Raw genomic sequence first — 12614 nt, 5'->3', positions numbered from 1 at the left:
ATGAGCCAAATCAGTCTGGTAGGGGCCGGTCCCGGCCCGCTCGAATTGTTGACCCTGCGCGCCCTGCAACGGCTGGAGGCGGCGGAGGTGGTGATCTATGACCGCCTGGTGGGGAGCGAGATCCTGGCCCGCATTCCCCAGGGGGCGGCCCGCTTCGACGTGGGCAAGCGCTGCGGCGAGCCGAGTCCGAGCCAGGATCAGATCAACGCTCTGCTGTTGGCGCTGGCCCGCACCGGCAAGCGGGTGGTGCGGCTCAAGGGAGGGGATCCTCTGGTGTTTGGTCGGGGCGGGGAGGAGGCGCTGCACCTGGCCCGCCACGGTATCGCCGCCGAGCTGGTGCCCGGCATCACGGCGGCGCTGGGTTGCGCCGCCAGCTGCCAGATCCCCCTGACCCACAGGGGGCTGGCCCGCTCCCTGACCCTGGTGACGGGTCATCTGATGGCGGAGGGCGACTATCAGGGTTGGCAGGGGCTGACCCGGGCCGGCCACACCCTGGTATTTTACATGGGGCTGGAGCGGGCGGCCCGGATCCGGCAGGGATTGCTGGCGGCCGGTGCCTCGCCGGATCTGCCGGTGGCGCTGGTGGTGGCCGGTTGCAGCCCGCAGCAGCAGGTGCATGAGACCCGGCTGGCCATGCTGGCAGAGGCTGCCGTGACACTGGCCGGACAGAGTCCCGTGCTGATGATCATGGGGGAGGTGGTGAGCCTGCGCAGCGAGCTGAACGCCCTGCTGAACCAGGCGCTGGATCGGGTTGCCTGAGTGCCTACCTCCACTACCTCCAGATAGATAAAAAGGGGGTAGATTCAAATAGTTGGCCTTCATGTTGCGTCATCTGTGGTGGACACGCAGCGACAGACAAGCTGCGACAGCCGTTGGCAAGGAGCGCCATGACTACTCTTCCCCCAGGGGGCCGTGCCGGCCCCCCTTCCCGCCTGATGATCCACGCCGATGAGCCGGGTCAGGCCAACCGTCTGGCCCTGCTGGTCAGCCACTACGGCCATCAGCCGCAGATCCTGGACAGTCGCCAACTGCTGAGCCCGAACGGGCAGGGGGATGCCCTGCTCATCAGCAGTCGCCAGTTTGGCGCCGAGGTGCGACTCGGTCTTTCTCTCTGGCCCGGGTTGCCACGCCTGCTGTTTTGCGAACGGATCGGCCCTGAGCCCCAGGTCACCTTGTTGCAGCAGGGGGTGCTGCTGGTGCCCCACCCGTGTGGCGAGCGGGAGCCGGTCGAGCAGTGGCTGCGGCTGGCCCGCAGCCAGCTGGCCATGGTGCAGGCGCTGGCGCAGACCGAGAGTGAACTGCGCCAACAGCTGGTGGATCGGCGGCTGGTCGAGCAGGCCAAGGGGCGACTGATGCGTCATCAGGGGCTGGACGAGGAGCAGGCCTACCGCCTGATGCGCAGCACTGCCATGAACCGGCACCTGAGCCTGGGGGAGCTGGCTCGGCAACTGCTGCTGGCCCTGCCTGCCTGAGCGCCCCCGTGGCCAACCGTTTTGGTGCAACTGCGCCTAATTGAGGCAAACGAGGGGAGAAACAGGGAGGAAAGAGGCAGGATAGGGCCAGTTTCTGTGGCTTGGCCAATTTGGCACGGAAAGTGAATTAGTCAACATACAAGGAGTGATGGTGCCCATGGGCCCGTCACTCGCAACAGGGCAAAGAGGCCTCACCGATCCCGGATCGGTGAGGCTTTTTTTTTGGTCGCAACCCTGCAACGGCGCAGGGGAGTGGCCGCCCATGACTGTGATGTGAGCGAGGAAGGCGAATGAACAAGAGACAAGGATGTGCGGGTCTGCTGCTGGCCCTGCTGTCACTGCCGACGCTGGCGGCAGTGGGGGCTCCCGAGCAGGAGGAGCTCAAACTGGGCTTCATCAAGCTGACCGACATGGCACCGCTGGCGGTGGCCTATGAGCGCGGTTATTTCGAGGATGAGGGGCTCTACGTCACTCTGGAGGCCCAGGCGAACTGGAAGGTGCTGCTGGATCGGGTGATCGACGGCGAGCTGGACGGTGCCCAGATGCTGGCGGGTCAGCCGCTGGCCGCCCATGTCGGCATAGGCACTCAGGCCGAGCTGGTGACTGCGTTCGCCATGGATCTCAACGGCAATGCAATCACGGTCGCCAACCCTGTGTGGGCTGCCATGCAACCCCACCTGCCCAAGGCGGTGGTGGGTCAGGTGCCGGCCCCGGTGAGCGCTGCTGCGCTCAAACCCGTGGTGGCTCAATACCGGCAGGCGGGCAAGTCGTTCAACATGGGAATGGTGTTCCCCGTCTCCCCCCACAACTACGAGCTCAGATACTGGCTAGCGGCTGGCGGGCTGAACCCCGGCTTCTATGCTCCCGCCCTCGGCGACAGCTCGGGTCAGCGCCAGGCGGACGTACTGCTGTCGGTCACACCTCCACCCCAGATGCCCGCCACCCTGGAGGCGGGTACCATAGCGGGCTACAGCGTGGGAGAACCCTGGAACCAGCAGGCGGTTGCCATGGGCATAGGGGTGCCCGTCATCACTGACTACGAGATCTGGCGCAACAACCCGGAGAAGGTGTTCGGCGTTACCCGCCAGTGGGCCGAGCGCCATCCCAACACCCACATACGGTTGGTGAAGGCGCTGCTGCGGGCGGCCTGGTGGCTGGATGCCGAGCAGAACGGCAACCGGCGCGAGGCGGCCAAGCTGCTGGCGCGGCCGGGGTACGTGGGGGCCGACGAGGAGGTGATCGCCAACTCCATGGTGGGCACCTTCGAGTACGGGAAAGGGGACAAGCGCAGCCTGCCGGACTTTAACGTCTTCTTCCGCCACCACGCCACCTATCCCTACTACTCGGATGCCATCTGGTACCTGACCCAGATGCGGCGCTGGGGCCAGATCCCGACGGCCAGGCCGGATGCCTGGTTCGAGCAGGTCGCCAAGGCAGTTTATCAACCCGAGGTCTACCGCCAGGCGGCCGAGGCGCTGATCGCAGAGGGCAAGTTCAAGGCGCAGGACTTCCCCGATTTTGCCAGCGAGCAGGGCTATCGCGGCCCGCAGGATGGTTTCATCGACGGCCTCATCTACGACGGACGCCATCCCAATACCTACCTGCAACAGTTTGCCATCGGCCTCAAGGGCGATGAGCGGGTGCAATGAACAAGGAGTTCCCGATGAAACGACACAAGTGGCCACTCATCAATTGGAAAGCCATCAACTGGAAAGTCATGGTGCAGCCCCTGCTTGGCGTGCTGCTGTTCCTCGGTCTCTGGCAGTGGGGGGCGAGTCAGGTACAGACCAGTCTGGGCACCCTGCCGGGGCCGCTTGCGACCGCCAGCCAGCTCTGGTCCCTGGGGCAGGAGCATGTGCAGGAGCGAGAGAAGGCGAGCGCCTTCCTCGAGCGCCAGCAGCTACGCAATGCCGAGCGGCTGGCGGCGGATCCGGCTGCCGAGGTGAGGCTGCGCCCCTATACCGGGCGCCCCACCTTCTTCGATCAGATTGCCACCAGCCTGCTCACTGTGCTGTGCGGCTTCGGGCTGGCCAGCCTGATCGCCATCCCGTGCGGCGTGCTTCTCGGCATGAATCAGGGGCTCTACCGCGCCGCCAATCCGGTGATCCAGCTGCTCAAACCCGTGTCGCCCCTGGCCTGGCTGCCGCTCATTACCCTGGTGGTGAGCGCGCTCTACACCAGCTCTGTGCCCTGGCTCGCCAAGTCTTTCGTCACCTCGGCGCTGACGGTGACCCTCTGCTCCCTCTGGCCGACCCTGATCAACACGGCGGTCGGGGTGGCGGGGCTGGACAGGGATCTGCACAACGTCAGCCGGGTGTTGCGGCTCTCTTTCCTGACCCATGTGCGCCGCATAGTGCTGCCCTCGGCCCTGCCCATGATCTTCACCGGGCTGCGGTTGTCCCTCGGGGTGGCCTGGATGGTGCTGATCGCGGCCGAGATGCTGGCCCAGAACCCGGGGCTCGGCAAGTTCGTGTGGGATGAGTTCCAGAGCGGCGGCTCGGCCTCTCTGGCCCGCATCATGGTGGCCGTGGTCACCATAGGCCTCATCGGCTGCGGCCTGGACAGGGGCATGCTGGCCCTGCAGCAGTGGCTCTCCTGGGACAAGCGCCAGGTATTGCGCTAGGGCCGCCCAGGCCTGGCAGCAGTGGTTTTGCTTCAGGACAAGCGCCAGGTGCTGCGTTAATCACATTTCTATTCAGGCAGGAGAAGAGCCAATGAAGAGTTATCTGGAGATAAGCGACGTCGGCATCTCGTTCGAGACGGAGCAGGGCAGCTTCGAGGCCCTCAGCCGGGTTAACCTGCGCATCGAGAAGGGGGAGTTCGTCTCCCTCATAGGCCACTCCGGTTGCGGCAAGAGCACTGTGCTCAACCTGGTGGCCGGGCTGTTGGAGCCGACCCTTGGCGGCATCATCCTCGATGGTCGTGAGGTGGCAGGGCCTGGGCCCGAGCGGGCCATGGTGTTCCAGAACCACGCCCTGCTGCCCTGGCTCAGCGTCCAGCAGAACGTGGCGCTGGCGGTGGGGCAGGTTGAGCCGAACCGGCGGGCGGTGGCGGAGCGGGTCGATTACTACCTCTCCCTGGTGCAGATGGATCACGCCAGCCAGAAGATGCCCCACGAGCTGTCGGGCGGCATGAAGCAGCGGGTCGGCATCGCCCGCGCCTTGTCGCTCTCCCCCAAGGTGTTGCTGATGGACGAGCCGTTCGGCGCCCTGGATGCCCTGACCCGGGCCCATTTGCAGGACGCGCTGATGGCCATTCAGGCCGAGCTTGGCAATACCGTCATCATGATCACCCACGACGTGGACGAGGCTGTGCTGCTCTCCGATCGCATTGTCATGATGACCAACGGCCCCAGTGCCACGGTCGGGGAGATCCTGACCGTGGACTTGCCAAGGCCCAGAGACAGGGTCGCCCTGGCGGACGATGGTCACTATCACAAGCTGCGCCAGCAGGTGCTGCGCTTCCTCTATGAGAAGCAGCGCAAGGTGACCCCGCTCAAGGCGGCCGACCCGGTGCGCAGCAAGCTGCGCGCCTGAGCACTATCGGATTCAAGGAAGAGAGATATGGCTAACAAAGAGAAACTGCTGGTGGTGGGCAACGGTATGGATGATGAGATGGACCACCACTTGGTCGAATCGCCCGAGAGAGGTGAGAAACAACGTCTGCTGGTGATCGGCAACGGCATGGTGGGCCACCACTTTATCGAGCAGCTGGTGGCGGCCGATGGCCTTAACCGGTTCGAGGTGACGGTATTCGGGGCCGAGCCGGACTCTGCCTACGACAGGGTGCATCTGTCCGAGGTGTTCGGCGGCAAGGCGCCCGAGGCGCTGCAACTGGCGGATCCCGCCTGGTATGAGGCGCAGGGCATCGAGCTGCGGCTGGGGGCTGAAGTGGAGGCGTTGGACAGAGCCGTTCGCACCTTGACGCTCGCCAACGGTGAGCAATTCCTTTACGACCGGCTGGTGCTGGCGACCGGCTCAGTGCCCTTCGTGCCGCCCATTTCCGGATACCAGCGGGCGGGTTGCTTCGTCTATCGCACCCTGAGGGATCTCGCCGCCATCCGCGATGCCTGCGCCCAGGCCCGCAGCGGCGTGGTGATCGGCGGCGGCCTGCTGGGGCTGGAAGCGGCCAACGCCCTGCGCCTGCTCGGCCTCAAGACCCAGGTGGTGGAGTTTGCCCCGCGGCTGATGCCGGTACAGCTCGATGACAACGGCGGCGCCGTGCTGCGGGACAAGATCCGGGCGCTCGGAGTCGAGGTGCTGGTGGAGAAGGCCACAGAGTGCATCGAGGATGGGGAACAGGCCCGTCACCGGCTGAAGTTCAAGGATGGCAGCCATCTGGAGGCGGACGTGATCCTGTTCTCGGCGGGTATCCGCCCCGCCGACGGTTTGGCCCGTCAATCTGGGCTGAGCGTTGGCGAGCGCGGCGGCATCTGCATCGACGAGGGTTGCCACAGCTCGGATCCCGCCATCCTCGCCATCGGCGAATGCGCGCTCTGGCAGGGGCGTATCTTCGGTCTGGTGGCCCCCGGTTACCAGATGGCTCGCGCCGCTGTGGCCAGCCTGTGCGGCGGCGAGACCCGTTTCGCCGGGGCCGACATGTCCACCAAGCTCAAGCTGATGGGGGTGGATGTGGGCTCCATCGGCGACGCCCACGCCAGCACGACCGGGGCTCAGGAACTGCTGTTGCTGGACAGGGTCAACGGCATCTACAAGAAGCTGGTGACCGACGGCGAAGGGAGCCGCCTGCTCGGCGCCATCCTGGTGGGGGATGGCAGCGATTATGAGCGGCTGCTGCAGTACTACCAGAACGGAGTGGCGCTGCCCCAGGCGCCCCTCTCCCTGCTGGTGGGGGAGACGGGCGCTGCCCCCGCGCCCCTGGTGTTGCCGGACAGCGCCATCCTCTGCTCCTGCCACAACGTCAGCAAGGGCGCAGTGGTGGCCGCCGTCAAGGCGGGCAACCACGAGCTGGGGGCTGTGAAAAGCTGCACCAAAGCGGGTACCGGCTGCGGCGGCTGCGGCAACCTGCTCAAGCAGGTGGTGGAGCAGACGCTGAGCGAGATCGGGGTCGAGGCGGACAAGGGGCTGTGCGAGCACTTCGCCTACGGTCGCCAGGAGCTTTATCACCTGGCCCGGGTCGGCGAGATCAAGAGCTTCGAGGCGCTGCGGGACAAGCACGGCCAGGGTCTGGGGTGCGACATCTGCAAGCCGACGGTCGCCTCCATACTGGCATCGCTCTGGAACGAGCATGTGCTGGAGAAGCCCCACCGTGGCCTGCAGGACACCAACGACGCCTTCCTTGCCAACCTGCAAAAGGACGGCACCTACTCAGTAGTGCCGCGCATCCCGGGTGGGGAGATCACCCCGGACGGCCTCATCACCATAGGGGAGGTGGCGCGCAAGTACGGCCTCTACACCAAGATCACCGGCGGCCAGCGCATCGATCTGTTCGGTGCTCGGGTCGACCAGCTGCCCGCCATCTGGGGCGAGCTGGTGGCGGCGGGCTTCGAGACAGGCCAGGCCTACGGCAAGTCGGTGCGCACCGTGAAGTCTTGTGTCGGCTCCACCTGGTGTCGCTACGGGGTGCAGGACTCCATGAGCCTGACCCAGACCCTGGAGCACCGCTACAAGGGGCTGCGGGCCCCCCACAAGCTGAAGTTTGCCGTCTCCGGCTGCACCCGGGAGTGCGCCGAGGCCCAGAGCAAGGACATAGGCGTCATCGCCACCGAGCGGGGCTGGAACCTCTATGTGTGCGGCAACGGCGGCATGCGGCCGCGCCACGCCGACCTCTTTGCCACCGACCTCGACGAGCAGACCCTGATCCGCTACATAGACCGGCTGCTGATGTTCTACGTGCGCACAGGGGATCGGCTGCAGCGCACCTCGGTCTGGATGGAGAGCATGGAGGGGGGGCTCGACTACCTCAAGTCGGTGATCATGGACGACCGGCTCGGCATCGGCGCCGAGCTGGAGGCCATGATGGACGGCATAGTCGGCAGCTGGCAGTGCGAGTGGAAGAGCACACTGGCGGATCCGGACAAGCTGAAGTTGTTCGAGGCCTTCGTCAACCAGCCGGAGGGGAGCACGCCCCCCAGACGGGAGGAGCGGGGCCAATGGGTGCCGGCGATCAATATCAAGGAGGTGATATGAGCGATGCCAACGAGAATGCAGGGCAGGAGACGCTGGGTGAACGGCAACAAAGGGCAGAGATGCACGGCATCAGGGATGCGCTATTGCAGAGCGAGCATGGTGAGTGGCGGCGGGTATGTGCGATCTCGGCCCTGCCGGAGCAGTCGGGGCGCAGCGCCTGGCTGGACGGTCGCTCCCTGGCGCTGTTTCGGCTCGGTGAGCGGATCTATGCGCTGGATGACCTGGATCCCCTGGCCGGTGTGGCCGTGTTGAGTCGGGGTTTGGTGGGGGATTGTGGTGGCGAGCCAGTGGTCGCCTCGCCCCTCTACAAGCAGCGGTATGCTCTGGCCGATGGCCGCTGTCTGGATGATCCGGCGCTGAAGGTGGCCTGCTGGCCCGTGATGCAGAGTGCCGGTGGAGTCTGGGTGCTGCTTGACTGAAGCGTGGGGGTCTGGTTCCACGCTGAATCACCGGGCTTGCCCGGTGATTTTTTGTGGCTGACCCGACATTTCTTGCACGAGAGGATGGCGGGAAAACGTTTTTCATAAATAATAGACAAACGTTTGTAACTGGATGTTTGTCTATGACTGAGCGTGAACAAGAGATCCTCGCCCTGCTGCGCCAGGATCCCATGATTGCCCAGCAGGAGCTGGCGGACAGGCTCGGCATCAGCCGCTCGGCGCTGGCGAGCCATATCTCCAGCCTGATGCGACAGGGCTATGTGCAGGGGCGGGGCTATGTGCTGCGGGAAGGCCCCTACGCCGTGGTGATCGGCGGCGCCAATATGGATATCTGCGGCTGCAGTCATGACAACCTGCGCATCGGCGATTCCAACCCCGGCAAGGTGCGCACCTCCGCCGGCGGTGTGGGGCGCAACATAGCCGAGAACCTGGCACGGCTTGGCACCGACACCCGGCTGCTGACCGCGGTGGGCAACGATCAGTACGGTCATCATCTGCTGGAAGTGAGCCAGCGCGCCGGCGTTGACGTGCGCCAGGTGCTGGTGCTGGAGGGGCAGGCTACCTCCTGTTACCTCAGCCTGCACGATGGCAGCGGCGAGATGAGCTGCGCCGTCAACGACATGGCGATCATCGACCAGCTCACACCGGCCCGGCTTACCCCGCTCACCGGTTTCCTTGGCGCGGCTCGGCTCTGGGTGCTCGACACCAACCTCGCCACCCACACCCTGGACTGGCTGTTCGAGCGCCAGGGTGAGCACATCATCTTCGTCGACACCGTCTCTGTGGCCAAGGTGGAGAAGATCCGCCCCTGGCTGCACCGGATCCACACCCTCAAGCCCAACCGCACCGAGGCGGAGCAGCTGTGCGGCTTCACCATAGCCGGGCCCGATACCTGGCCCATGGCGGCAGCCTGGTTCCACCGCGCCGGGGTGCAGCGGCTGTTCCTGAGCCTCGGCGATCAGGGGATTTTCTATAGCGACGGGGAGTGCCAGGGCCATCTGCCCGTGCTCGGCAGCCCTGTCGTCAACGTGACCGGCGGTGGCGATGCCTTCATGGCAGGGCTGGCCCACGCCTGGTTGCAGGAGAGCGACATGACCGACACCACCCGCTTCGCCCTCGGCTGCGCCGCCCTCACCGTCAATTGTTCCGATACCGTCTTTTCCGGCCTATCCAAGGCCGCCGTTGAACGCATGCTGGAGGAGTACCCATGTTGAACGCTTACCTCGATATCCAACCTGAAGTCGCCGCTGCCCTGGCCGCCGGCAAGCCTGTCGTTGCCCTGGAGTCCACCATCATCTCCCACGGCATGCCCTATCCGCAGAACGTGGAGACGGCGCGCCAAGTAGAGCAGGTGGTGCGCGACAACGGCGCCGTACCGGCCACCATCGCCATTCTGGATGGCCGCCTCAAGGTGGGGCTGGATGCGGGGGCGCTGGAGGCACTGGGCCGGGCCGGTCACGACGCCACCAAGTGCAGCCGACGGGATATCCCCTTCGTGCTGGCGAACAAGGGGCTGGGCGCGACCACGGTCGCCTCTACCATGATCATTGCCGCCATGGCCGGTATCCGGGTGTTTGCCACCGGCGGTATCGGCGGCGTGCATCGCGGCGCCCAGGAGACCTTCGACATCTCGGCGGATCTGCAGGAATTTGCCCAGACCCCGGTGGCCGTGGTGTGTGCCGGTGCGAAGTCGATCCTCGACATCGGCCTGACCCTGGAGTACCTGGAGACTCAGGGTGTACCCGTCATCGGTTATCAGACCGAGGAACTGCCCGCCTTCTACACCCGCGAAAGCGGCTTCAAGGTGGATTACCGCCTCGACACTCCGGCGGCCATTGCCGAGGCGCTGCGTCTCAAGTGGGAGCTGGGGCTGGCAGGTGGTGCCGTGGTCACCAACCCCATCCCGACCCAGTTTGCCATGCCCAAGGCCGACATAGACGCCGCGATCAAACAGGCGTTGCAAGAGGCGGACGAGCAGGGAGTCAAGGGCAAGGCATCCACCCCCTTCCTGCTGGCGCGGGTGTGCGAGCTGACCGGCGGCAACTCGCTGGCGGCGAATATCCAGCTGGTGCTGAACAACGCCGCCCTAGGGGCGCGTATTGCCGCCAGCCTGTAACTGTTGGCCTGGGTGCGAGAGCTGACCGGCGGTGACTCCCTGGCCGTTAATATCCAGCTAGTGCTGAACAACGCCGCCCTAGGGGCGCGTATTGCCGCCAGCCTGTAACGACTCGCGGTCAATGCAAAAGAGGGCCCCTTGGCCCTCTTTTCTATTTCGGCTCTGTGATCGCCCGGGTGGATTATTGCAATACCAGCCGACCATGCAGCGGCTGCACTGGCCTGTTGTTGGGGTGGTGCATCACAGTCTTGAAGGCGTCGATCTGGGCCTGGCTCACCTGCACCGGCTGCTTCATTACCAGCCAGCGCACCCCTTCCGAGCAGGGCGGTGTGGTCAGCGAACCGCTGAAGCGGTAGTAGTCGCGATTGGCTGGCAGCAACTGCTCGGCCGAAAGCGGCGCCTTGAGGGCGTGGATCTCGCCCGTTTTCGCTGGCAACTGATCCCAGGCCCGGGTCAGCGCCGGATTGGCCTTGCCCGCTTCAAACATCACGGCCAGCACGGCGATCTCGCCCTTGGCATTGGTGTGCACCAGGTGCCCTTCCAGCGGATAGGATTTGCCCTTGATGAGGTTTTCACTGGGAGCATGAAAGTGGAACTGCTTGAGCTCGAAGCGCATGCCATCGAGCATCAAGGTACTGCCCGGGGCATAGCCGACTTGTACTGTATGGCCATTGTTGACCAGGGTTTTACCGCCCGCCAGATAGTGGAACTGCAGTGGAGCCAGCTTGGCGTCGACCAGACCGTCGAGGTCTATCGGCGACTGGTTGCTGCCTGCACACTGGCCAAATTCCGGCGTCAGTTTGGCCCATTGTGCCGGCCCTGCCTCACCGCTGTACTCCCAGTGCGGGGTGGCAGCGAAGACGGCGGGGCAGAGCAACAGAGAGCAGGCCAACAGAGACTTTCTCATCATACATCCTTATCTTGATTGAAAAGCACAGCCATCCGCTTCCTTAATAAGTGAAGGAACAGTGGATGGCATTATCTAAAATGCGGGATACAGAATGTTAGACAGTATTTTTATTATTAACAGCCGTATGACAGATCATATTTATGATGCATATAAAATGGATCTAATTGACAGGTGGCTGCCACTGCATATTGAATAATCGCTTTATTCAATGACAGCAATCTAATTAATCAGCTGTTGTTGTGGATGAATTTGTTCATAATTCACTCATCGAAATTCAGCTCTTTTTTGCCTCGCAAGTCCCCGCCACCAGTCCGTCTGAAATATAATAATTCATTGTTTTTATTGTGGTTTTTGTTGGTCTCATTTGATCTTGAGCAAATAACGCACAAGCGTTCCCGGTCAGGCTGAGGTTGCTGTTATGCACAGCCACAAGGGAGAGAGAAAAATGAATAAACATTATTTGTTGCTGGCGTTGGGCTTGTCGGGGACGGGGTGGGCAGCCGAACCGATCCAACCCGTCGAGGCAGTCAAGGTGGGATCGCCAGAGAAAGTCGAGCTGGGCAAGATGCTGTTCTTCGAGCCGAGGCTCTCCAAATCCGGCGCCATCTCCTGCAACTCCTGCCATAACCTGGCGACCGGCGGGGTGGACAATCAGGTCAGCTCCCTCGGTCACAAGTGGAAGGAGGGACCGATCAACTCCCCCACAGTGCTCAACTCCAGCCTCAACTTCGTGCAGTTCTGGGATGGCCGCGCCAAGGATCTAAAGGCGCAGGCGGCAGGCCCCATCGAAAATCCGCTGGAGATGGCCTTCACCCACAAGCTGGCGGTGGATACCCTGCATACCCTGCCCGAATATCGCAGCCGTTTCAGCGCCGTCTACGGCAAGGCGAACTTTGGCATCGATGAGGTGACAGACGCCATCGCCGCCTTCGAAGAGACCCTGGTCACCCCCAACGCGCCGTTCGATCGCTGGTTGAAGGGAGACGGCAAGGCGCTGACGGCGCAGCAGTTGAAGGGCTATCAGCTGTTCAAGGAGAAGGGCTGCACCGCCTGCCACAACGGGGTGGCCATCGGTGGCAACTCCTATCAGAAGATGGGGCTGGTCAAGCCGTTCAAGACCGACAATCCGGCTCAGGGCCGTGGTGGCGTGACCGGCGAGAAGCAGTTCATCGGCTGGTTCAAGGTGCCGACCCTGCGCAACATAGAGCTGACCTACCCCTACTTCCACGATGGTTCAGTCTGGGATCTGAAGGAGGCGGTGCAGATAATGGCGGACATCCAGCTGGGCCAGGCGTTGAGCGAGCAGGAGGCCGACGACATGACCGCCTACCTCAAGAGCCTGACCGGCGAGCAGCCCCGGATAGTGCTGCCGATCCTGCCGCCCTCCCAAGCCGATACACCCAGGCCTCAGGTCAAGAGCTGACCGGGTCGTGAGTCTGAATCCAGGCGGGGCTGATGCCCCGCTTTTTCATGGCCCTATCTCTCTGATAACACAGCCAAAGTACCGTATTCAGCATAATGACAAGG

At 63.8% G+C, this 12614-nt stretch carries 12 protein-coding genes; 11 read left to right on the top strand and 1 reads right to left on the bottom strand.

Going from position 1 to position 12614, the window contains the following annotated elements:
- The 10 genes from cobA to AACX78_RS22185 all read left to right on the top strand — a co-directional run bounded on the left by cobA (nucleotide 1) and on the right by AACX78_RS22185 (nucleotide 10285).
- Entirely contained in the window at nucleotides 1–759 is a 759-nt protein-coding gene (cobA, locus tag AACX78_RS18540) for a uroporphyrinogen-III C-methyltransferase (RefSeq protein WP_159167070.1), read from the top strand.
- Nucleotides 760–887: 128 nt separating this feature from the next.
- Entirely contained in the window at nucleotides 888–1472 is a 585-nt protein-coding gene (locus tag AACX78_RS18535; RefSeq protein WP_058393688.1) for an ANTAR domain-containing response regulator, read from the top strand.
- 290 nt (nucleotides 1473–1762) lie between these two features.
- Nucleotides 1763–3121, top strand: coding sequence for a CmpA/NrtA family ABC transporter substrate-binding protein (locus AACX78_RS18530; protein WP_236556356.1), 1359 nt, complete (start codon nucleotides 1763–1765; stop codon nucleotides 3119–3121).
- Between the two features lie 14 nt (nucleotides 3122–3135).
- A complete protein-coding gene (locus AACX78_RS18525; protein ID WP_159167069.1) occupies nucleotides 3136–4095 on the top strand; it encodes an ABC transporter permease in 960 nt (319 codons plus the stop codon).
- A 91-nt stretch (nucleotides 4096–4186) separates the two neighbouring features.
- Complete coding sequence (locus tag AACX78_RS18520; RefSeq protein ID WP_159167068.1) at nucleotides 4187–5008, top strand: ABC transporter ATP-binding protein; 822 nt, start codon at nucleotides 4187–4189, stop codon at nucleotides 5006–5008.
- Between the two features lie 78 nt (nucleotides 5009–5086).
- On the top strand, nucleotides 5087–7621 hold the full coding sequence (gene nirB / locus AACX78_RS18515; RefSeq protein WP_407704535.1) for a nitrite reductase large subunit NirB: 2535 nt from the start codon (nucleotides 5087–5089) through the stop codon (nucleotides 7619–7621).
- Complete coding sequence (gene nirD / locus AACX78_RS18510) at nucleotides 7618–8040, top strand: nitrite reductase small subunit NirD (protein ID WP_236556355.1); 423 nt, start codon at nucleotides 7618–7620, stop codon at nucleotides 8038–8040. Before nirB ends, nirD begins: the two co-directional genes overlap by 4 nt.
- A gap of 143 nt (nucleotides 8041–8183) precedes the next feature.
- The gene (locus tag AACX78_RS18505; RefSeq protein ID WP_111588405.1) at nucleotides 8184–9275 is read left to right on the top strand and encodes a PfkB family carbohydrate kinase; all 1092 of its coding nucleotides are present in this window, start codon (nucleotides 8184–8186) and stop codon (nucleotides 9273–9275) included.
- Nucleotides 9269–10177 carry a pseudouridine-5'-phosphate glycosidase gene (locus AACX78_RS18500; protein ID WP_005317829.1) on the top strand — a complete coding sequence of 303 codons (909 nt, stop codon included), beginning with the start codon at nucleotides 9269–9271 and terminating at the stop codon, nucleotides 10175–10177. Before AACX78_RS18505 ends, AACX78_RS18500 begins: the two co-directional genes overlap by 7 nt.
- A 12-nt stretch (nucleotides 10178–10189) precedes the next feature.
- Nucleotides 10190–10285, top strand: a complete 96-nt coding sequence (locus tag AACX78_RS22185) for a pseudouridine-5'-phosphate glycosidase (RefSeq protein ID WP_272947553.1) — start codon at nucleotides 10190–10192, stop codon at nucleotides 10283–10285.
- 73 nt (nucleotides 10286–10358) lie between these two features.
- On the opposite strand, the gene AACX78_RS18495 is transcribed toward AACX78_RS22185, so the two are convergent.
- A complete protein-coding gene (locus AACX78_RS18495) occupies nucleotides 10359–11084 on the bottom strand; it encodes a carbonic anhydrase (protein WP_159167065.1) in 726 nt (241 codons plus the stop codon).
- 448 nt (nucleotides 11085–11532) lie between these two features.
- On the opposite strand from AACX78_RS18495, the gene AACX78_RS18490 reads away from it, so the two are divergent.
- Nucleotides 11533–12510: a cytochrome-c peroxidase gene (locus AACX78_RS18490; protein WP_159167064.1), complete on the top strand. Its 978-nt coding sequence runs from the start codon at nucleotides 11533–11535 to the stop codon at nucleotides 12508–12510.
- The last annotated feature ends 104 nt before the right edge of the window (nucleotides 12511–12614 follow it).

This window comes from Aeromonas sp. 9A (assembly GCF_963900955.1).
In the GTDB taxonomy this organism is placed as follows: domain Bacteria; phylum Pseudomonadota; class Gammaproteobacteria; order Enterobacterales; family Aeromonadaceae; genus Aeromonas; species Aeromonas salmonicida.
Note: the sequence above shows the minus strand (reverse complement) of the source record. Positions and strands in the feature narration are given on the sequence as shown.